Origin of the sequence: Pontibacter rufus (assembly GCF_015694705.1) — a bacterium.
Classification (GTDB): domain Bacteria; phylum Bacteroidota; class Bacteroidia; order Cytophagales; family Hymenobacteraceae; genus Pontibacter; species Pontibacter rufus.
Window position 1 is genome coordinate 139,013 of the sequence record NZ_JADQDR010000005.1, and the last position, 21,872, is coordinate 160,884.

Here is a 21,872-nt window from a genome sequence, read left to right on the forward strand (position 1 = left end):
TATTATCAAAAAAGTAAAAATCTTTATCTATGCTCGGATTGGTAACACCAGAAAGCAGGGCAAAAGTTCTGCTGTTCTTTAATTAAACATGTGATTCCAGAAGTACAATGGCTATATATAAAGCTCCCGGCGCATACTTAATGAGCGCCAGGAGCTTATATAATAAGTTGTTACTTCTGATTTGCCTCTGGCTTTGGCAGAATTGCCTTACGCGAAAGTTTGAATTTTCCTGTTTTTTTATCAATATCGATAAGCTTCACTTTCACATCTTCTCCGATCTCCAGCACGCCATCCATGTTTTCAAGGCGTTCGTGTTTAATCTCTGAGATGTGCAACAAGCCGTCTTTACCGGGCATAAACTCCACAAAAGCGCCGTAAGGCTGGATGGATTTCACCTTGCCAATGTACTCGTCGCCAATCTCCGGCTGCGCCACAATGCCCTTAATTTTGGAAACCGCACTGTCCATGGCTTCCTGGTTGCTGGCAAAAATGTTTACATGTCCACGCTCATTTTTCTCTTCGATGATAATTGTAGCACCAGTATCCTTTTGGATTTGCTGTATAACTTTCCCGCCCGGCCCGATAACGGCTCCGATAAATTCTTTATCAATTACGATGTTGAACGAACGCGGCGTATGCGGCTTGTAATCCGGATTTGGCGCAGCAATGGTTTTGTTCATCTCGCCGAGGATGTGCGCACGGCCTTCTTTTGCCTGGGCTAATGCTTGGCTTAGCACGTCATAAGACAAACCTTTCACCTTGATGTCCATCTGGCAGGCCGTGATACCATTTTTGGTGCCTGTCACTTTAAAATCCATATCTCCCAGGTGATCTTCATCGCCCAGAATATCAGAAAGGACAGCAAATTTGCCTGTTTGCTCATCTGTAATAAGGCCCATAGCAATACCCGAAACAGCATTCTTTATCGGCACACCGGCATCCATCAGCGCCAGGCTGCCCGCACAAACGGTTGCCATAGATGATGAACCATTCGATTCTAAAATATCGGAAACGATACGGATAGTATAGGGATTAGCATCTTCCGGCGGAAGCACTTTTTTGAGGGCACGCAGCGCCAGGTTGCCATGCCCAACTTCGCGACGGCCAGGACCGCGGTTAGGTTTTACCTCGCCGGTAGAGAAAGCAGGGAAGTTATAGTGCAGCAAGAATTTATTTGTACCAGACACCATGGCACTGTCGATCATCTGCTCGTCCAGTTTGGTACCCAGGGTTACGGTTGTCAGCGATTGTGTTTCGCCGCGGGTAAAGATTGCAGAGCCATGCGTAGCCGGCAGGTAGTTCACCTCCGACCAGATAGGGCGGATTTGATTCAGTTGGCGGCCATCCAGACGTATGCGATCGTTGAGCACCATGTTGCGAACGGCTTCTTTCTCTACATCGTGGAAGTATGTTTTTATTAGGCCCATGTCGTAGCCGTGATCTTCGGGCAGGCTGGCCACAAATTCGTTCAGCACCGCAGCAAAGCCTTCTTTGCGGCCGGTCTTACTGGTATCGCCTTTTTTAGCTACTTCGTAAGCACCCGCGTAAGTGGCGTCGTATACTTTCTGGCGCAGCTCTTCATCGTGTGTCTCGTGAGAGAAAGTACGTTTTTGCTGGGACCCAACCATTTCAGCCAAATCCAATTGTGCCTGACACTGTACTTTAACAGCTTCGTGGGCGTACTGAATAGCTTCCAGCATTTCCTCCTCAGATACTTCGCTCATTTCACCCTCTACCATCACCACGCTGTCGATAGAAGCACCCACCATCAGGTCGATGTCTGCGCGCTGCAGATCAGAGATGTTCGGGTTGATTATCAGTTTGCCATCAATGCGGGCTACGCGCACTTCAGAGATAGGGCCGTTGAAAGGGATATCCGATACAGCCAGGGCAGCAGAAGCAGCCAGGGCGGCCAGAGCATCAGGCGCAACTTCCGGATCGGCAGAGATCAGGTTGATGGTCATCTGGGTTTCAGCATGGTAATCAGACGGGAACAGCGGGCGCAGCACACGGTCTACCAGGCGCGAAACAAGTATTTCATAGTCAGACAAGCGGGCTTCTCTGCGCAGGAAACCACCGGGAATTTTACCGGCAGAAGCAAATTTCTCCTGGTAATCAACAGATAAAGGCAAAAAATCCACGCCCTCACGGGCCTCTTTGTTGGAAACCACCGCTGCCAGCAACATGGCATTACCCAGTTTTACAACGACAGAGCCGTCAGCCTGCTTGGCTAGTTTCCCGGTTTCAATGGTTATCTCCCGGCCATCCGGAAGAAGTATAGTTTTAGTTATTGCGTTCTGAGACATCTTCAATTGTTTAAACATCAAAAAGACAGGGCACCCATTGCATCCACTGTCGGGGTACTGGCAAAATGAAAGGGGAAGGCCTAAAAAAGTTTAGGGAATCCCTTGTAAGAATTCCCTAAACCCAATAGCTTATTTTCGGATACCAAGCTCACTGATGATAGCTCTGTATCGTTCGATATCGTTCTTCTGCAGGTAGTTCAGCAATCTTCTTCGCTTACCAACCAGTTTCAGGAGACCTAAACGGGTGCTGAAATCCTTCTTATGGATTTTCAGATGCTCCGTGAGGTCAGCAATGCGGGTGGTGAAAAGGGCGATTTGAGACTCGGCAGAACCTGTATCTGTGGTAGATTTAGTAAAGCCGTGCTTTTCAAAAATTTCTTGTTTCGCTTCAGTAGTTAATTTCATTGCGTATAAATATCAATCTGTTTTTCCTGGCAAAATATGCTGTATAAGCCGCAAAGATAAGGATTTTAATTAAACTTAAAAATTACCGCCTAATATCTTTTTATACTATAATCTAAATTTTATTGCGGCGCAGGCGTGCCAAAAACTTACGCCAGAAATCTATCTCCAGCAGGCTGGAGTCGTTGCGGGCCTGGTACAAAAAGAAAAGACCTATGGGCAGCAGAATGGCATTGGCCCCCCACATACCCAGTCCAACGGGTATCAGCCCTTCGCGGCCCCACTTCTCTCCAAGTATGGTCATCACATATAATAGTATAAAAAACATGATGGAGATAAGCACCGGTACGCCCAGTCCCCCTTTTTTGATGATGGCACCCAGCGGCGCGCCGATCAGGAACATGACAAGTATGGCCGCAGACTGGGTATACTTACGCCATATTTCAATTTCATAGTTATTGGCTTCGCGTTTGGTGGCCGTGATGCGCTCCAGGTAATCGGCTGTAAAGGTTTTGATGTTGCGGGCTTTGTTTGTTGCCGTTTCCAGCATAACTATCTGGGGGGCATCCAGCTTACGCTTTACCTTATGCCCGACAAGCTTCAGCCCATTTTTAACCTGTCCGGTATCTGCTTTAAAATACATGTAATAGGGATCAATGTTTGGAGCATACTTATTCTGGTCTTTTACATTGCTGAGCCTGAGCGAGTCTGTTACCTGCTTGAGCTGGTCGATATTCTTCATCATCTTGTTGTCTGAAAAATATTCCTCCTTGGTGCGGTCCAGGTCAAAGGAAGCCAGGCTCATTACAATCTTGCTCTCGTCAAATTTCTGGCGGGTAAACTGGTCGTTGTTGTTCCGGTAACTCACGGGGCCACCCCTGTCGATGTACATGTTACCATCAAAAAGCTCCAGCACCAGGTAGCTGTCGTTGTGCTCAGTATACATGCGGCCGGAGTCAGCCAGAATAACTTTGGTATTGGAGCCTCCATCTGTGTGATCATAAATCATCACATCGCGCAGCGATTTGCCGTCGGCCAGTTTCTTGTTTATTTTGATGCTGTAACCGGGCAGCCCATTGTAAAAAGCGCCTTCCTTGAAGTTCATGGTCGGTTTTTTCTGGCGTATGTCCCAGAGCAGGCTATAGGCTTTGAGGTTTGCCTTGGGCACCACCAGGTTGTTGAAGAAAAAAGCGCCTATAGAAAGGATGAACACAAAAATAAAAACAGGACGCAGAATACGGGGCAGGGCAATACCTGCTGATTTAATGGCTGTCAGCTCATGGTGTTCTCCCATGGTGCCAAACGTCATGAGCGCAGACAGCAACACGGCCAGGGGCATTGCCACAGGCGCCATGTTCATGCTGAAGTAAAAGATCAGCTCCCCGAAAACAGCCGCTCCCAGATCCTTGCCAACCAGTTCGTCGAGGTATTTGAGAATGTACTGCGTGAGCAGGATGAACTCAACAACAGCAAACGTAAGTATAAAGGGGCCGATAAATGACCGGAAAATAAGCTTGTCTAATTTCTTCATGTGGGCCTGTGCGGCAACGTAGGGTTCTTGTTATCTTGTTTTGAATAACAAGCAGTAACCAAAAATCGTGCAAAGATAAGCAGACCAGGCAGATTGTAAACTACCCTCCTACTATTTCACGCAGCTTTTGCATCAGGTGCTCCCATAATTCCTCCAACTCCTCCAGGTCATCTTCATCCGAGTAGTCCATCACTTTCAGAAACTGCTCTTCCGTCAGTTCGCTTGATTCGATGGAAAAATCGATAAAAGGTGCATCAACCGTTTGCTTTTTATCTTCGTCCAGGAAAATAAAGCGAACGGAGCGGTTGGTACGATGACCGGTCATTTCGGCATAATGGCTGCGCCCGTCCCAGATAAAGTTAAAGATCTTGTCTTCGTTTATCACCACGTTGTCGCAAAACCACTGCGACAGCCCGCTGGCTGTGCTCAGGTATGGGTAAAGCAGTTTAGCGGAAGCATTGATAGGAAACTCCCGGACAAACTTTACTTTGGTAACTTTCGTCATAATAGGTATGGTAAGTGTCTGAGTAAGTATAGTATTTATTTTTGGTTGTATAAATATCTTAAAAATAAAATATTTTTTTTCGCGTCTATACTTGTTTATTGGCTTAACATTGCGTTATATTTGCACCCGATTCGGCGGGGTAGCTCAGATGGTTAGAGCGCAGGATTCATAACCCTGAGGTCGGCAGTTCGATTCTGCTCCCCGCTACACTTATTAACAAACCCTTTGTAAGTATAAACTTGCAGAGGGTTTTTTATTTGATAAGGTTATATTTAACTGCATTATCAGTACAGATTTGCCTGATTATAATTTTCCTCAAAAATAATAAAATAAAATAATGAAGCACCTATACCTTCTTTTGCTGGCCTTGTTGCCCCTGCAGCACCTGCCGGCCCGGGCCAATGCGCCTGAAGTATATTATCTGCTGAAGCCTGACCGTGTTTTTGACGGAGCGCAAATGCACGAGGGGTGGCAGGTGCTGGTACATGGCAATAAAATTGAGGCGGCGGGCCCCAACATACAGGCACCGGCTACGGCAACAGCCATCGACCTGACAGGTATGACGCTGCTGCCCGGGCTGATTGAAGGCCACAGTCATTTGTTTCTGCACCCTTACAACGAAACAAGTTGGAACGATCAGGTACTCAAAGAATCTAGGGCGGAGCGCACGGCACGCGCTGTTGTACATGCCGAGAAAACGCTGCTGGCAGGCTTTACCACGGTGCGGGATTTGGGTACTGAAGGCGCCGCTTACGACGATGCAGGTCTGAAGCAGGCTATTAACAAAGGTGTTGTACCCGGGCCCAGAATGCTGGTTGCCACCAAAGCCATAGTAGCTACAGGAAGCTATGGCCCCAAAGTATTTAGCGCAGATCTGGATGCACCGGTTTTAGGTGCAGCAGAGGCAGATGGTTATGATGCTCTTATTAAGGAAGTACGCACGCAAATCGGCAAAGGCGCCGATATCATCAAAGTATACGCCGATTACCGCTGGGGATCAAATGGCGAGGCGCGCCCGACTTTTACAGAGGAGGAATTTAAAACCATTGTGGCGGTTGCCAACAGCAGCGGCCGCCCTGTGGTGGCACACGCTTCAACGGCAGAAGGTATGCGGCGGGCCATTATGGCAGGGGTATCCACCATAGAACATGGCGATGCTGCGACACCGGAAATTTTCAGGCTGATGAAGAAAAAGAATGTTGCCTTCTGCCCTACCCTGGCCGCGGGCGATGCCATTGCGCAGTATGGCGGGTGGCAGAAAGGTACACAGCCGGAGCCGGTGCGCCTGCAGGAAAAACGCCGGAGCTTTGCAGAAGCCATGAAAGCGGGCGTAACTATTTGCATGGGCGGCGATGTGGGTGTTTTTCCGCATGGCGACAATGCCCGGGAGATGGAAATGATGGCAGCCTATGGCATGAAGCCGCTGGATGTGCTGCGTGCAGCAACAGCCGTAAATGCCACTGTCTTCGGCATCAGCGACAAAGTAGGCAGCATTAAACCCGGCCTATTGGCCGACCTGGTAGCAGTAGAAGGAGATCCGGCTGCCAATATCAGCCAGATCAGGCAGGTGCGGCTTGTAATGAAGGATGGTGCACTCTATTTAAATACGAAGTAAGAATTACGCGTTTGGAAAAAGCTGCGGTTAGGACATAAGTATAAAAAGCATCTTTTAAATGTTTCCCTACTTTCATTTGAAAACCTGAAGTATAAATAAGGCCAGTTTTCAACTGACGGAAGCTATTGTATTATAGCTCCGCCAATTGAAAGCTGGCCTCATGACAAGCTCTAAGTTGGAAACTTGAAGCAGATATAAAATGTATCCTAATCGCAGCTATTCCAAACCCGGAACCTGAACACTAATAATTATACATGATATTGTAGTAATCGGCGGCCATGCGTGCGGCGGTAAATTCCGGCGTAATATCGCGCATGCTTTGCTTCATGATGTTCATCCATTTGTCGCGCTTCAGGTAGTAGGCAGGCACAATTTCATTCTCCAGAATGTGCATCATACTTTTATAATCAGCCTCGTCCTGCATCTCTGCCGGCAGTGTGGTATCAGCAACGGGAATAATGAAGCTGTTTTCGCCATGGCGGGCAAACTCCGGAATCCATCCATCCTGGATCGAAAAATTGATTGCACCATTCATGGCCGCTGTCATACCGCTGGTGCCGGAAGCTTCACGGGGGCGGCGGGGCGTATTCAGCCAGATATCGGCGCCGTGTTTCAGTTTACGCGACAGGTCCAGTTCATAGCCCGTGAGCACGGCAAAGTTTTTGCGCTTGTAGGATAACTTCACGAGCTTGTCGAAAGTATTTATTGCGCCGCTGTCGTAAGGGTAAGGCTTGCCGGCCCATATTACCTGCACAGGTTGTTCTTCGCGGCTGATCAGCGCGAAAAAGCGATCCAGGTCGCGCAGCAACAGATCGGCACGTTTATAAGCGGCAAATCGGCGGGCCCACACAATGGTGAGCACATCCGGCTGAAAGAGTTTGCCTGTCTGGTCAGCCACCACTTCAAAGAGATGCTGTTTCATTTCTGCCTTCCGGCGCACCAAAGCGGCATTATCATCTTCCTGCAAAGCCTGATTCAATTCTGTATCCATCCAGAAAGGGACATTCTGGGCATTCGTAATCGCTTTTATCTCGCAAACACCCTCGTTATCATACCACATGTCGCGGGCAACCTCGCCATGCAGTTGCGACACACCATTGGCCACTTTCGAGAGGCGCAGGGCCGCTAAAGTATGGTTAAACATTTGCCCGTGCATTCCCGTAATTTCGCGCACTTCATCCAGTTGCATATTATTAAAGAAGCCCATGCGATCCAGAAAGTGAATATCATGCTCCTCATTTCCTGCTTTTTCGGGGGTGTGGGTGGTAAACACGACATGCTTGCGCAACTCGCTTAAGTCCTGAAACTTGTCGTACAAATGAAATGTGAGCGGCAGCGCATGTCCTTCGTTCATGTGATATATTTCGGCGCCGCCCAGTGCCTCCACCACTTTAGCACCGCCTATACCGAGCACTATGCCCTGTGCAATGCGTGTAGATGCTTCGGGATCGTAGAGCATGTGCGTGATGGTACGCGCCAGGTGATCGTTGCCCGGCACGTCCGTGGTCAGGAAATACATGGGCACTGTGCCAAACGTTTCGGGCTTAAGTACCATCGCTTTTACCAGCACCGGGTGCTCGTCAACCTGCACTGTCACCGTAATGCCGCTGTCTTCGAGGTAAGTATAAAACTTTTGCAAAAACTGCACCCGCATTGTCTGATCCTCGTTCCGGCCCTGATCGTAGTAGCCATACTCCCACAGCATACCAATGCCTATCATGTTTTGTCGCAAATCAAAAGCGCTGCGCATGTGTGAGCCTGCCAGAAAACCCAACCCCCCCGAATAAATTTTTAAAGCCTGGTGAATGGCAAACTCCATGCTGAAGTAAGCTACGCGCTTGCTGTACCGTTCATCAATGTCGTGTGGGTGCGACCACCTGTTATACTGTGTCATCATACTATTCTCTTATTTGCGGCTGAAGGCTGCCGTTGTTATACAGCGCCCAATATATTTATTAAAAATGATTTACTCTTTTTAGCACAAGTCCTGCCAACGTAAATATCTCGTTTAGTGTTTATAAAAAAGTAAAATATCTATACCCGAGCTCCTGAATATCTATACCCGGAGGCCCTAAATAAAGGTAAACTTTTGGATTATCCCATAACCTTGTAATTTTAGGGTCTGAATATTTTAAAGCAAAATGGAGAAAAGACTTGTGCTTGGGGCAGATATTGGTGGTTCTCACATCACAGCAGCCTTTATAGATCTGATAACACGCAGCATTTTGCCTGACACCCTTGTACGGGTTCCTGTTAACGCCCACGGCACTGCCAACGATATTCTGGCGGTGTGGTCGGGTGCAATCAAGAAGTCAGTGGATTGCCTCAAGATAAGCAGCCCCTGCATAGGTATAGCCATGCCCGGCCCCTTTGATTATGAAAACGGTGTGAGCAAGATACAGCACCAGGATAAGTATGACGCGCTTTACAATCTGAATATTAAAACCCTGCTGGCACAGCGGCTGGGCATTGAGGCCTGCAACATCAGGCTGCTGAACGATGCGGCCTGTTTTCTGCAGGGAGAGGTTTTTGGCGGCGCAGCGCAGGGGTACTCCCGCGTAATCGGCCTTACGCTTGGTACAGGACTCGGCTCTGCACGTTATCATGCCGGCACCGCAGAAGATGCGGCCCTGTGGAGCATGCCTTTTCTGGATAGTATAGCTGAAGATTACCTGGTAACACGCTGGTTTGTGAAGCGCTACAAAGAGCTTACCGGTAAAACAGTGAGTGGCGCGCGCGAATTAGCAGAACAGGCTGACATCGACAGCGAAGTACAAAAGCTATTCGGCGAATACGGCCGTAACCTGGGCACTTTCCTGGCTAACTTTATTCAAATGGATAATCCTGAGGCAGTAGTTATAGGCGGAAATATTGCAAAGGCGCTTAACCTGTTCCTGCCTGAGACAAAAAGCGTGTTGGCAATGCGGGGCATACATGTGCCACTATGTAAGGCTATACTTTCCGAAGAGGCTGCATTGCTGGGCGCTGCCAGTTGCTGGAAATAAGGATGTCTTTTAAATTAATAAACCTCAGATTAGATTAAAAGCAGCTTCATTTACTTTAAATATTTTCCTTTCTGACGTGTGCCAAAGGTCACGACGTGCAGCCAGCCTCGCTTCCCCGGCTGTGCAGAGAATAATGCCGTATATACCTGACCTTTCCAAGGCTGTATACTGCGCGGCTTCCAACGGATAAGTTGTGCGTAAGCATGTATAAAGAGGATCGACTGTCAGGCGTTTTATAATTTTATAAACAGGCAACTCTTTTACTCTAAACACTTACTGCAAATCTGCAAGTCAGGATAAAATACTTTCAGAAAGAAACATAAATTTTACCTTTCTCATAAAGCCCTGAAAAACTTTTCTGCAGAGCCATCCTACTGTCTCTCAGGGTACTTTACCTCACATTTAAAATTTTATAAAGGCTGCTTTAACATACTTATCCTGTTTTAAAATACATGTAATTTCATAATAAACATTGTAATATGTATAAATATATAAACAAATATAGTATATTAACGTTTTACATTTTTGATTTACTTATTTATACACTTTCAACCTAAACACACTTTATGAAAAAGTATTACTTAGTGCTATTCTTGTTCATCTTTTCTAGGCTTGCATTCGCTCAGGAAAGTATTACTGTTCAGGCAAACACTGTTATCAAAGATGTGTCGCATCATCCGGTAGGTATTAATGTGGATTACCTGATGGATGACGATACTTATCTTCAGCCAGAAACGAGTACTACAAGTGCCCTGCAGGAAATGGGCGTCAAATTTTTGCGGTTTCCGGGCGGCGAAAAATCTGATAACTATATCTGGGGACAATATCCATATACCTCGGCTAACCCTACCCTTGCATTATCAGGAGCCTGCCACTGGCCAAACGAAGACCCCAGGTTTGTGCTGGACGATCACAAGAACCTGAAGCCAACTACCCTTGACTTTGATGAGTTTATGGTCATGGTGAAAGAGACAGGAACTGAACCCTTGATTGTGGTAAATGGCGACGGATTTCACAACAATGGCGGCACCTGCGGCGGCGTACCCTCCCGCGACAGTCTGCTAATGGCAGCTAGGCAGTGGGTAAAATATGCTAACGTTGTGAAGAAATATAACATCAAATATTGGATGATAGGCAACGAATCCTATCACAGCGCGGCTTATGACGGCGCTGTTTCAGCCAATGATTACCTGAACGATCTCATCGACTTTGCGCAGGCCATGAAAGCTGAAGATCCCAGTATTAAGATCGTAGTAAATGGCTTGTCAGACAGCTGGTGGGAAACTATTCTAAGCAACTCTACTGCCGCAGGTTTGATAGATTACCTCGGCGTAAGTGTATATCCAATTTATAACTGGTCTACGGGTTATGATCATTACCGCACTACCTCTCCTAACTTTACCAGTAGTATAAACGTGGCCTCTAATGCTATTACAAAGTACGTAACCAATACCACGGACAGACAGCGTATTAAAGTTATCGCTACCGAATATAATACGATTGACTGGGCAGAAGGTGGATGGCTTAATCGCAACGATGTGGGGCATGCCCTGGTAGCCTTTGATATGCTCGGTAAGCTTTTACAGGTACCTAAACTGGATTTGGCTTTCTTCTGGAATACCAGGTATGTAGACAACCGTGAAATACCATTTAATGTATTCGATGCCCTGAGCAGCACCGGAAAGATGCAGGCGAATGGGTTAGCACTATCAGTATGGGGAAAATACCTGCTGAATGATTTAGTTACAGTAAACAGTACAGCCAGTATTGTTTCTTATGCATCTAAAAGTGCGACCGGGCTAAACGTCTTTCTGTTAAACAAAGACACGCAAGCCCATACTGTCGATCTTAATATAAATGATTTTGTCACCTCAGGCACGGCCGAAAGGTTTACGTATCAGGGCACATCAACCTCAGATACGGCTCCTGTTTTCGCACCATCAGATCCAGTGGCATCGCTATCTTCCGGCACCTCACAGTATTCCTTGCAAGTAGAACCTGCATCTATTACCGTGCTTAGATTTACGAAAGCTATAGAAGTAAGCCAGCAGGTGTCGAGCCTGACGTTGGTGAATGCAGACAACGAAGCAGACCTGCAGGCGCTGGTGAACGGGAGCACTTTGAACCTGGCAACGCTGCCCACCAGGAGCTTCAACATCCGGGCCAACACCAATCCTGCTACTGTGGGCAGCGTAAAGTTTACCTTAAGCGGCACACAGAGCAAAACGGCTACGGAAAGCGGCAAGCCTTACGCCCTGTTCGGCGATGACGTGCATGGCGACTACTACGCCTGGACGCCTGCTGTGGGAAGCTATACTTTAACAGCCACACCTTACACTGCCGCCAAAGGCGCAGGCACGGCAGGCACTACCCTGACGGTGAGCTTCACAGTGGTGGACCAGGCCCCGGAAGAGAACCAGCCGCTGATAAGCAACGTGTCTGCCACCACAGGCAATGCTTACACGGTCACAGATGTGGCAGCAGGCAAACTCATGTATACCGACCGTACTTACAAAATCACGTCTGTGCCTGCTTCTCTTGCTGGTGCATCGCTGATTCAGACGGCCAACAATGATAAATGGAATACCAGTACTTCGCTGCTGAGTTTCCGCCTGGCACAGAAAGCGACTGTCTACATCGCTTACGACCCGAGAGGCACCACGCTTCCTGCCTGGCTGAGCGGCTGGCAGAAGCTATCGGATAGATTAGGGGTAGATGATTCTAAAATCAGCAGCATGGATTTGTACAGCAAGAGCTTTGAAGCAGGAGAAGTAACGCTGGGCGGCAACAAGGCAAGCCCTGCTGCAGGCGCAGAGAACAACTACCTGGTGCTGGCGCTGGCTGCTGTCACTCCGGCCACCTCTTCTGCGCTGGTGAGCAACGTCGCTGCTGCGAGCGGCCGCAGCTACAGCCTGGCAGAAGCACAGGCTGGCGAGCTCATGTATACTGACCGTACTTATCAGATTACATCTGTGCCATCTTTTTTGCAGAATGCAGCGCTGATTCAGCCGGCCAATGACGATAAAAAAAGCACGAGCACTTCGCTGCTCTCTTTTGAGCTGTCGGAGCAGGCGGTTGTCTATGTGGCTTACGACCCGAGAGGCACCACGCTACCAGGCTGGCTGAGCGGCTGGCAGAAGCTCAGCGACAGATTAGGTGTGGATGATTCGCAGATAAGCAGCATGGACCTCTACAGCAAGAGCTTTGAAGCAGGAGAGGTAACGCTGGGTGGTAATCTGGCCAGTCCGGCAAGAGGTGCTCAGACGAATTACCTCGTCATTGCTGTACCCGCTAATCAGACGCTCACTGCCACACAAATTACAGCAGCGGTTGCGACAGAGAAATCCTCTCAGAACCCGAGTCTACGCGTATTTCCTAATCCAAATACGGGAAACCAGATATGGGTTGAACTCGGCAATTTGACAAAAGAGGAGCAGGTCGCAATAACACTTTTTGAGCCGGTAACAGGCCGTAAATTGTTTAGGTACAGCTTCCGGGCCGATAGCTCCGGCGGCACTTCTTTCCAATTGCCTCTGAAACAAGCCTTAAAGCCAGGTTTATATCTGATAAACGTTGTTACAAAATCGGGAAAAGAGTATGCCAAGCTACTGGTTACGCAATAAGTATCACTATGCTTTGCGTGAAGTAATAGCAAAATGAGGGATGCAGTCCTGCTTTTGGTAAGTTTTCTGTTCAGCAAGTAAAACTGCTTGCTTTATACTTACCCTGAGAGTAATGCTACCGCTCATGAAGAGCACCGAATGTAATTTGTGGGCATATTGCTCCAAGACAGATAAAGATAATAGCCGCTTAATAAAATAAGCGGCTATTATCATTTATAGGAGCACAACCCTAAAAGTTGTGTAGGTAATAAGGACAACTTACGCGTAGCGGTACCTGTCAGGTGGCATGGATTTATCCAATCCGGAACAAGTTTGGCTGCCTAAGCGTAAGAACAGCATAAATAATATACACAAGCAATTAACAGACACAAGCAATGAAAACATCTACATCCACATATAGCAAAATCGCTTCAGCAGGCTTTATGCTGCTTTTCCCTATCATGTCCGGTTGCTCCGTATTTTCCGGAAATGACTTGTCCGATTCGCCGGCCGTGGCTGCACAGCAGCAAAGGATAGAAGCACTCAAAGCAGATGTGAAAGAAGCCGAGCGATATACAGAAGAGGCAGAACAGCGAGAAAAAGCAGCCAAGAGTCGCCTTAAAGCTGCTGAACATGAGCTAAAAGCAGCTGAGGCACAGGCCAAACGCAGAGGCTACTAAAATTTTATAACTGAACCGCACGTTTCGTCTTTGTCAGATAAGAGCAAATAAGCTGCTGCTTATCCGGGAGGAACCGGCAAGTTCTTATAATTCAAAAGCCACTTATCGGGTGATAAGTGGCTTTTGAATTATAGAGATATTCCGAAATAGGGATTCCCCTCCTGCATCGCTAAAAAATAAGGGTGAGGAATATCTGCCTTACAATGTGCTTAGCTGCATTCTCTCAAGAGATAAAGTTTTTCAAGAGTAATGCAGTAAATGTTTGGCTTTTTAGTAGCGGAAGAGGAAATTAGTGCCGTTCCGTATCCATTTCTCGAAGAAAGAGTTATCGTTATACTCACCTGAAAGTAGTTCAAAGCCATCTGTGTTCTTGTTGGAGCGTGAGTCCATGAAACTGGCTAATGAATCCTGGTTATTTGGCTCCCACTCCTGCCCTTTTTGCAAAGCGACACACAGGTATTCGCGTGTTGTGTTATCAACTAAATATTTTCTGTTCATTTATGTAAGTTATGCATAAATATTCGGATAACAACAATTTATCAGAAAAATATTGTTTTTTATTTATCAAACAATACTCCTCCTCCAGAAGAATACAAATTTTGCCGGATTACCAAATGGAAGATGATGCTGCCATGATAAATACTTATTTGGCTTTTTAACCTGATAGCTATATTATTTAGTACCAAAATTATACCTTAACAGTTAAATAGTATACTGTCTTCTTTGCAACTCCCCACTTTGCATGCCTGAACATTGTCATTAAAGCCCAGGTATAAACAAGAATCATAAAGATGAACCGAAACTTTTCTGATACATTTACTTCTGGCAGATATTAAAATAAATGAGATCAGTTTTTATATTTCTCTTGATGATTGCTTCAACATCGCAGACGTGGAGCCAGGAACACAGGCGGGCACGGGACTATGGTATCCATATTGGCGTGCTGCCTACGGGAGACAACAACGCTATTACCGATGTAAGTGGCGTAAAAGTAGGCCATACTACCATCATCCATGGAAATCATACACGGACTGGCGTTACAGCGATTCTGCCCCATGAGGGGAATATTTTTCAGCAGAAAGTGCCGGCTGCTGTATATGTTGGCAATGGCTTCGGGAAATTGGCTGGCAGCACGCAGGTGCAGGAACTAGGCAATCTGGAAACGCCTGTTATCCTTACCAATACGCTAAGTGTCGGAACGGCCATGAATGCTGTGGTGGACTGGATATTGCAGCAGGCTGGCAACGAAGACGTGCAGTCAGTAAATGCGGTTGTAGGAGAAACAAACGATGGCTACCTGAACGACATACGCGACAGACAGGTAACCGAAAAGCACGTAACCGCCGCCATAACGCAGGCCAAAGGGGGCGCCGTGGCCGAAGGTAACGTAGGCGCCGGGACAGGCACGATGTGCTTTGGCTTTAAAGGCGGTATCGGAACGTCTTCGCGACAGCTACCCGAAAGCCTAGGCGGCTATAGCGTCGGGGTGCTCGTACAAACTAACTTCGGCGGCGTGTTGCAGATCGGCGGGGTGCCGGTTGGCGAGGAGTTACAACAGTTTTACCTGAGCCAGCACCTGCAAGACCATGCGGACGGCTCATGCATGATAGTAGTGGCCACAGATGCTCCCGTGGATGCCCGTAACCTGGAGCGCATCGCCAAACGCGCCATCATGGGGCTGGCTAAAACCGGCGGTATTGCCTCGAACGGCAGCGGCGATTATGTTATAGCTTTCTCCTCTCACCCTGGTGTACGTGTGCCGCATACTTCCGCCTCCAAAACACAAACCGTGACTTTGCTTCGTAATGATGAAATGTCGCCGTTGTTTATGGCCACCATCGAAGCCACGGAAGAGGCGATTATCAACTCGCTGTTTATGGCAGAGACCATGGAAGGAAAAGAACAGCACAAAGCACAATCCCTGCCGCTTGATAAAGTTATTCAAATATTAAGAAAGCACAATGCCATCAATCCCTAAACTATATGCCTTTCTGCGTGGCGAAATCTTACCCTTAGATGAGGCCTTCCTGCACGTAAGCGACCTTTCCATTCAGAGAGGTTACGGTGTTTTTGATTTCCTGAAAGTGCAGGACGGGCACCCCTTGTTTATGAATGAGTACCTGGCCCGCTTTTACGAATCGGCCAGGCTGATGGGATTGTCTGTTCCGGTACCCGATCATACGCTGAAAGCAGCCATACATGAACTTATTCTCAAGAATAACCTGCCCCTTTCAGGTATAAAAATGATTCTGACAGGAGGTTACTCCGCGAATGGCTATAATCCGGCTGCCCCTAACCTGATTATCCTGCAGCAGCCCCTTTCGTTACCAGACCAGGCGCTGGTTCATAAAGGCATCAAAATAATTACACATGCGTACGTGCGCGAATTAGCTCAGGCCAAAACAATCAACTATACGATGGGTATCCGGCTCATCAACGAAATAAAGGCAAGAGGAGCAGATGATGTCCTTTATCACCACGAAGGTATTGTAACAGAGTTGCCGCGCTGCAATTTTTTTATCATAAAGCAGGACAAGACGGTGGCCACGCCCGGACAGGATGTGTTGCCGGGTATCACCAGGAAGCACGTGCTGGAGCTGGCCGGCAGCAAGTATAAAACGGAAGAAGGAACCATTACCCTGGACGATGTTTTTGCAGCCAAAGAAGCTTTTCTCACCAGCACCACGAAAAGAATACTTCCTGTGGTGCAGGTAGATGACATGATAATCGGTGACGGGAAACCAGGGCCAGTTTCCCTTTCGTTGCTTGCAGATTTAATTTCGCTGGAGCAGGCGCAACTCGCGACAGGAAAAAAGTAACATTAGCTACAAAACTCAACTACAGCTTTCCGGAAATCTGACAGACGCAGAAAAAATTTATAAGCCAGTTAGTTAATCTTGTTCTTTCCATAGGTATAAAGGGGAAAAACTTACCGGAAATTTATTTCCTTGTAGTATATGTATCTGGCAATCACCAAAGTATAATCCGCCAGAGCAGTCAATTCAGCGGCTGGTATAAAATCCGGGCATCTCCAATCCTTTCATAGGTAAAAAAGCCTTTTCTACCAGTTTCCGGCAATATTCTGCTGCCTCCTTCTATCCTTCTGCCTGTAAATACGTATGGCAATACAGCACTCTAAATTTAAAAGCCATCGCATCTGCCAAACATATAGGAAAAGTTGTACTGGAGGTACTGCTCTGGATACTTCTGTTTATTATAGGATTGATTGTACTCATAGTGGTGGCTTTGCAGTTTCCGCAGGTACAGAACTATGTGGCACACAAAGGTGCCTCCTACCTCTCCGACACACTCGATACTGAAGTCAGGATTGGCGGTTTTACCACCGACTGGCGCAATGCTATTGTACTGAAAGATGTATATGTGGAAGATCAGCAGCAGGACACCTTATGGTACAGCCAGCGCCTGGGTATTGACATAATGTTGTGGTCGCTGCTGCAGGGCGAAGTAAACATCGGCCGTATCAGCCTGGAGCACGCCACCGCCAACTTACACATCCGCCCTGACAGCTCCTCTAACTTCGGATTTATTATGGAGGCATTTGCCACGGATACCACGGTAGCTCAACCTGTTGACACCACTTCCTCTGCCTTAGCCATTAACCTGGATGTGATAAACCTGGAAGACGTACATGTAAACTTCCGGGATGAACCAGGCGGGAACTGGATAAAAGGACATGTGGGCCATTTGCTCACCACCATGGAGGAACTGGATTTGGATGCACAGCGCTACCTGGTGGATGAAGTGGAGCTGGAAAACACAGCTTTCAGCTATACACAAACCAAGCTGCCGCCGCCTGATACAACAGAATCCGAGCCACTGGAAATGGAATTCGGGATCAACCGTGTTGCTTTAGATAATGTGAAGCTAAATTATAACAGCCAGCCTGCTGAGCAAAGCATTGCCTTGAATATAGGTCAATCGGAACTGGAGGCCCAAAAGATTGACCTGATAAATGCACGCATAGATCTGGATAAGTTTGCGTTGCACAACACAGATGTAATTTATAAGCAGGACAAGTATAAACCGACAGACTCGCTGGCGGTGAACCCGCAGAAAACTGTGCAGGAACTTGATTCGGCGGTAGAACAGGCCAGCGGCGAACCGGCTAACTGGATTGTAACGCTGGACGCACTGGATGTATCGGATCTAGATGTGAAGTTCGACAACTTTAATGCCCCCGCACAACCGCAGGGCATGGATTACGATCACCTGCTGTTCCGGAACATTGCAGTAGATGCCAATGATATTTATTATAGCCTTAACCGTACCACGGTTGATCTGAACCAGTTGAAGCTACAGGAGAAAAGCGGCTTTCAGGTGAAGAACTTCCAGGCTGCGATAACATTCGACTCCACCCATACCGAACTGGCAAATCTTGATCTCGTAACCGGCAACAGCCACCTGCAGCGCCACCTGGCTGTTGGCTATCCGTCGCTGGATGCTGTTGCAGAAAACCCGGAGCAACTTACCCTGGATCTGGATATTCAGAACAGCGTTATTGGGATGCAGGATGCTTTATACTTTGCCCCTTACCTGGCTGAGAACCCTTCCTTTAAAAGTATAGCCAAAGCAAACCTGCAAGTGGACGGGCAGGTGGAAGGAAGCCTTGAGAATCTGCATGTGCGGCAACTGAACATGTCCGGCCTGCAGGGCACCGAGATCGCCGTAACCGGAGACATCCGGAACGCAACTGATCCAAATAAGCTATACATGGATTTGCGCATTAACCAGTTGGCAACTACCCGAACGGATATCAGGGCGCTGACGCCTCCGGGTACGCTCCCTACCAACATCCGCATACCGGCACAGCTCAGCATGACGGGCACTTACAAAGGCAGCCTGACAGCATTTGATGCCAATGCAGATCTGCGCAGCAGTTACGGCAACATGAAAGCCGTGGTAAACATGGACCCGGGCCCTGCAGGTTCAGAGCCATTTACAGCCAGCATAAGCACCAACCGTTTTAACCTGGGCCAGCTGTTTACCGACAGCCTGGGCGTAGGAATTATTGCGCTCAATGCCACTGCAAAAGGAACAGGGCTTACACCCGAAACCATGCGGGCACAGGTGAAAGCCGATATCAAGACGCTGGAGTATAATAATTATACTTACAACAACATCGATGTAAATGCCAACATCAACCGCAACCTGTATACTGTTGCGGCCACTGCAGAAGATAAGAACCTAGACTTTGATCTGAAAGGCGATTTTAACCTGCGCAATAGCGATCAACCATCATATACCTTTGACCTCGATCTGGACGAAGCCAACCTGATGGCACTAAACTTTTATCCGGAGCAGTTGAGCGTAACAGGAAACATGACCGGCAGCTTTACGGGCATGGAGCCCAGCACCATAAGCGGCACCCTGGAGGCAGAAGATCTGGTAATAACACTGAATGAAAATGTATATCCCCTTGACTCTTTGGCATTGACGCTGCAGCAAAACGGAGAAGGAGCCGCCATTCTGCTGCAGTCGGAGTTGCTGAATGCGGATATGCAGTTCCAAAATACACTGGCTACGCTGCCCATTGCACTGCAAAAGCATTTTTCTGATTACTTCGACCTGCAGCCTGACCCACCATATCCTGCAGAAACCAACCTGGAAGATTTTAAAGTGCAACTGCAACTGAAGGATACAAAGTTACTTACCGCTTTTGTGCCCGGGCTGGAGAAACTTGCAGCAGCAAACCCCATCACGGCTACTTATAATGGCGAAACGCAGGCACTGCAGTTGGATGGCACCATCAATACCATTACTTATACCGGTTATACTTTAAAAGACCTTGCGTTACAAGTGCGTGGCGACGAGAATGCACTGAACTATAGCATCAACCTCGAACAATTGATATCACCATCCCTGAAAGTAGATAATGTTTCTTTCACAGGCGCTGCGCGCGATAATGATATGACAATCAAACTGGCGGTGGCTGGTAACGGCGAACACGAGCAGTTCGTAATTGGCGGCCTGCTCAACAGCTTAGGGCCCGGCTACCGCTTTTCCTTTAACCCCGACCAGCTTGTAATTAACGGCGACAGATGGACAGTGCCTGCAGAAAACTACCTGCAATATGATACCAACCTGCTATATGCCAACAACATTCAGTTGCAACATGACAACAGCTATATTGCTCTGAATAGTACGGGACCACTGGGACCAAATGCACCTTTAAATGTACAGTTCAGCAACTTCAAGATTGGTTACCTGCTGGAAACATTCCAGCGGGAAGACAGCCTGGCAGCAGGCACTATTAATGGCACCGCCACTATTAATAACCTGATGGCCGGCACCATGAGCTTTACCTCGGATTTATCTGTAACGAAGTTTGCCTTCCAGGGCGTACCCGTGGGTGATATAGCGCTGCAAGCCAGCAGCCAGGGTCTTAACCGCTACAACGTGGATGCTTCGCTTACCAGCAATGGCAACCAGTTGCTTGTTGACGGCTTTTATGAATCGCAGCCAAATGCCAGCCTCCTGAACTTTGATGTAAATGTGGCAAACCTGAACATGGCTTCTTTCCAGGGCTTTACAGCAGGTATGGTGAAAGATATGGGTGGCAGCGCCAGTGGCAGGTTGCATATTACCGGCACCCTGGATGACCCTGCCATACTTGGCCAGCTCAATTTTAACCAGGCACAGTTTAATGTAGCGATGCTCGACGCACTTTACCGGCTGGAGGATGAGCGGCTTGTGTTTAACGAGCAGGGCATCAACTTCCCGGATTTCACGCTCACTGATTCGCTGGGCAACGATCTGGTGGTGAATGGAAATATCCTGACGAAGGATTATGTAGATTATCGTTTTGATCTGACCGCCAGTACCGACAAATTCCTGGCCATGAACTCTACGGCAGCGGACAATGATTTATACTATGGAACTGTACTTATGGCTGCTGATGCATCCATTACGGGAGATCTGGCCCGTCCGGAGCTGAAAATAAATGTACGGGTGCTGGATGGCTCTGCTTTTACAGCTGTGGTTCCTGCCGATGAAGTCGGCGCTGCGGAACGGGAAGGCGTCGTAGAATTTGTAAATCTTAATCCATCGCTCACCGCCATTATCGATGGACAGCAGGAAGCGGATACGGCCCAGACTGGTTTTGTAGGAGCTGATATAGAAGTGGAAGTAACGGTTACGGATGCCACGCCTATTACCATTGTCATTGACCCAACTACCGGCGACAACCTGGTGGTACGTGGCACAGCAGACCCGCTGTTTGTAGGCATAACCCCCAGCGGACAGATAAACATGACCGGCCGCTACGTTATTACAGACGGCAAGTATAGTATGGACTTTTATAATCTGGCTTCCCGTGAGCTGGATATTAAGGAGGGCAGCTACATAGCCTGGACTGGTGACCCTTTGCAGGCGGACCTGCAGATAACGGCCGTTTACACCGTAGAAACTGCCCCGCTAGAACTGGTTGCTACCCAAATAGAGACGCAGGATCCGGCTTTACGCAACCAGGTTCCTTTCCAGGTGTTCGTGATCGTGGAAGGCGAAATTATGAAACCTGAGATCAGCTTCAATATTGAGATTCCGGAAGAAAAAAGAGGCCAGGTGCCGGCTGTGGTTACTACCAGTCTGGGAAATTTAAGGCAGGATGAATCGGAAATGAACAAGCAAGTCTTTTCGTTGCTGGTACTGGGCCGCTTCATGGCGCCTGATCCGCTGGCAAGTTCCGGAGGCGGATTTGCTGCCTCAGCCCGCAACAGTTTAAGCCAGATAATGACCGACCAGCTCAACCAGCTCACCAACAAGTATGCCGGTGGATTAGGCCTCGAACTGGGCGTAAACTCCTATGAAGATTATTCTTCCGGCTCGGCACAAGGCCGCACTGATCTCAATGTGGCTCTGCGCCAGCAGTTCCTCGATGACCGTCTTACTGTGCGCATAGGCAGCGACATAGGACTGGAAGGACAAGGCGAAGCAAACAAAGCAGCAGGTGGCTTCGGGGGCGACATTTCAATCGAATACTCCATTACGAAAGATGGCAGGCTACGCGTGCAGGGCTTTCAGCGCAACGAATATGCCGGCATCCTGGAAGCCACCGATGTGCGCACTACGGGAGTTTCCCTTATCTATGTGCGTGACTACAATAACTTCTCCGACCTTTTCCGAAGCCTGGAGGCAAGGATGGCAAAAGAGAAACAAAAACGCATAGAAGCAGCAGAACTTAGATCTCAGGAATAGACATTTATATTT

General features: G+C 48.0%; 13 protein-coding genes and 1 tRNA gene. 8 read left to right on the plus strand and 6 right to left on the minus strand.

All coding sequences use genetic code 11. The annotated features are described in order from the left end of the window. Window positions 1–170: 170 nt before the first annotated feature. From pnp to I2I11_RS10285, 4 genes are all read right to left on the minus strand, one after another. Window positions 171–2,306: a polyribonucleotide nucleotidyltransferase gene (gene pnp, locus I2I11_RS10270; protein ID WP_196267618.1), complete on the minus strand. Its 2,136-nt coding sequence runs from the start codon at window positions 2,304–2,306 to the stop codon at window positions 171–173. Between the two features lie 129 nt (window positions 2,307–2,435). Then, window positions 2,436–2,711, minus strand: a complete 276-nt coding sequence (gene rpsO, locus I2I11_RS10275) for a 30S ribosomal protein S15 (protein WP_196267619.1) — start codon at window positions 2,709–2,711, stop codon at window positions 2,436–2,438. Between the two features lie 112 nt (window positions 2,712–2,823). Then, window positions 2,824–4,239, minus strand: coding sequence for an LptF/LptG family permease (locus I2I11_RS10280; protein WP_196267620.1), 1,416 nt, complete (start codon window positions 4,237–4,239; stop codon window positions 2,824–2,826). Between the two features lie 100 nt (window positions 4,240–4,339). Continuing rightward, window positions 4,340–4,744 carry an START-like domain-containing protein gene (locus tag I2I11_RS10285; RefSeq protein ID WP_196267621.1) on the minus strand — a complete coding sequence of 135 codons (405 nt, stop codon included), beginning with the start codon at window positions 4,742–4,744 and terminating at the stop codon, window positions 4,340–4,342. 133 nt (window positions 4,745–4,877) lie between these two features. Between I2I11_RS10285 and I2I11_RS10290 the strand changes: the two genes are divergently transcribed. Both I2I11_RS10290 and I2I11_RS10295 read left to right on the plus strand, forming a co-directional pair. Further along, a tRNA-Met gene (locus tag I2I11_RS10290) sits at window positions 4,878–4,951 on the plus strand. Window positions 4,952–5,081: 130 nt separating this feature from the next. Next, the gene (locus I2I11_RS10295) at window positions 5,082–6,359 is read left to right on the plus strand and encodes a metal-dependent hydrolase family protein (RefSeq protein ID WP_196267622.1); all 1,278 of its coding nucleotides are present in this window, start codon (window positions 5,082–5,084) and stop codon (window positions 6,357–6,359) included. Between the two features lie 241 nt (window positions 6,360–6,600). Here I2I11_RS10295 and glgP read toward each other — a convergent pair whose 3' ends face one another. After that, window positions 6,601–8,256 carry an alpha-glucan family phosphorylase gene (gene glgP, locus I2I11_RS10300; protein ID WP_370582963.1) on the minus strand — a complete coding sequence of 552 codons (1,656 nt, stop codon included), beginning with the start codon at window positions 8,254–8,256 and terminating at the stop codon, window positions 6,601–6,603. Window positions 8,257–8,500: 244 nt separating this feature from the next. On the opposite strand from glgP, the gene I2I11_RS10305 reads away from it, so the two are divergent. The 3 genes from I2I11_RS10305 (at window position 8,501) to I2I11_RS10315 (ending at window position 13,646) form a co-directional block, all read left to right on the plus strand. Then, window positions 8,501–9,364 (plus strand): ROK family protein, encoded by an 864-nt coding sequence (locus I2I11_RS10305; protein ID WP_196267623.1) that lies wholly within the window; start codon window positions 8,501–8,503, stop codon window positions 9,362–9,364. A 566-nt stretch (window positions 9,365–9,930) separates the two neighbouring features. Beyond that, the gene (locus I2I11_RS10310; protein ID WP_196267624.1) at window positions 9,931–12,987 is read left to right on the plus strand and encodes a hypothetical protein; all 3,057 of its coding nucleotides are present in this window, start codon (window positions 9,931–9,933) and stop codon (window positions 12,985–12,987) included. 374 nt (window positions 12,988–13,361) lie between these two features. Further along, window positions 13,362–13,646, plus strand: a complete 285-nt coding sequence (locus I2I11_RS10315; RefSeq protein ID WP_196267625.1) for a hypothetical protein — start codon at window positions 13,362–13,364, stop codon at window positions 13,644–13,646. Between the two features lie 270 nt (window positions 13,647–13,916). Here the strand turns inward: I2I11_RS10315 and I2I11_RS10320 are convergent, their stop codons facing one another. Then, a complete protein-coding gene (locus I2I11_RS10320; protein ID WP_196267626.1) occupies window positions 13,917–14,144 on the minus strand; it encodes a hypothetical protein in 228 nt (75 codons plus the stop codon). 370 nt (window positions 14,145–14,514) lie between these two features. On the opposite strand from I2I11_RS10320, the gene I2I11_RS10325 reads away from it, so the two are divergent. The 3 genes from I2I11_RS10325 to I2I11_RS10335 all read left to right on the plus strand — a co-directional run bounded on the left by I2I11_RS10325 (window position 14,515) and on the right by I2I11_RS10335 (window position 21,860). After that, complete coding sequence (locus I2I11_RS10325; RefSeq protein ID WP_230680050.1) at window positions 14,515–15,624, plus strand: DmpA family aminopeptidase; 1,110 nt, start codon at window positions 14,515–14,517, stop codon at window positions 15,622–15,624. Beyond that, a complete protein-coding gene (locus tag I2I11_RS10330; RefSeq protein WP_196267628.1) occupies window positions 15,608–16,465 on the plus strand; it encodes an aminotransferase class IV in 858 nt (285 codons plus the stop codon). Before I2I11_RS10325 ends, I2I11_RS10330 begins: the two co-directional genes overlap by 17 nt. 403 nt (window positions 16,466–16,868) lie before the next feature. After that, window positions 16,869–21,860, plus strand: a complete 4,992-nt coding sequence (locus tag I2I11_RS10335; protein WP_196267629.1) for a translocation/assembly module TamB domain-containing protein — start codon at window positions 16,869–16,871, stop codon at window positions 21,858–21,860. Window positions 21,861–21,872: the final 12 nt, after the last annotated feature.

What these genes read in the sequence shown, in the direction of transcription:
- pnp (WP_196267618.1), bottom strand. Translation starts at nt 2,306, where the DNA reads ATGTCTCAGAACGCAATAACTAAAACTATACTTCTTCCGGATGGCCGG.
- rpsO (WP_196267619.1), bottom strand. Translation starts at nt 2,711, where the DNA reads ATGAAATTAACTACTGAAGCGAAACAAGAAATTTTTGAAAAGCACGGC.
- I2I11_RS10280 (WP_196267620.1), bottom strand. Translation starts at nt 4,239, where the DNA reads ATGAAGAAATTAGACAAGCTTATTTTCCGGTCATTTATCGGCCCCTTT.
- I2I11_RS10285 (WP_196267621.1), bottom strand. Translation starts at nt 4,744, where the DNA reads ATGACGAAAGTTACCAAAGTAAAGTTTGTCCGGGAGTTTCCTATCAAT.
- I2I11_RS10295 (WP_196267622.1), top strand. Translation starts at nt 5,082, where the DNA reads ATGAAGCACCTATACCTTCTTTTGCTGGCCTTGTTGCCCCTGCAGCAC.
- glgP (WP_370582963.1), bottom strand. Translation starts at nt 8,256, where the DNA reads ATGATGACACAGTATAACAGGTGGTCGCACCCACACGACATTGATGAA.
- I2I11_RS10305 (WP_196267623.1), top strand. Translation starts at nt 8,501, where the DNA reads ATGGAGAAAAGACTTGTGCTTGGGGCAGATATTGGTGGTTCTCACATC.
- I2I11_RS10310 (WP_196267624.1), top strand. Translation starts at nt 9,931, where the DNA reads ATGAAAAAGTATTACTTAGTGCTATTCTTGTTCATCTTTTCTAGGCTT.
- I2I11_RS10315 (WP_196267625.1), top strand. Translation starts at nt 13,362, where the DNA reads ATGAAAACATCTACATCCACATATAGCAAAATCGCTTCAGCAGGCTTT.
- I2I11_RS10320 (WP_196267626.1), bottom strand. Translation starts at nt 14,144, where the DNA reads ATGAACAGAAAATATTTAGTTGATAACACAACACGCGAATACCTGTGT.
- I2I11_RS10325 (WP_230680050.1), top strand. Translation starts at nt 14,515, where the DNA reads ATGATTGCTTCAACATCGCAGACGTGGAGCCAGGAACACAGGCGGGCA.
- I2I11_RS10330 (WP_196267628.1), top strand. Translation starts at nt 15,608, where the DNA reads ATGCCATCAATCCCTAAACTATATGCCTTTCTGCGTGGCGAAATCTTA.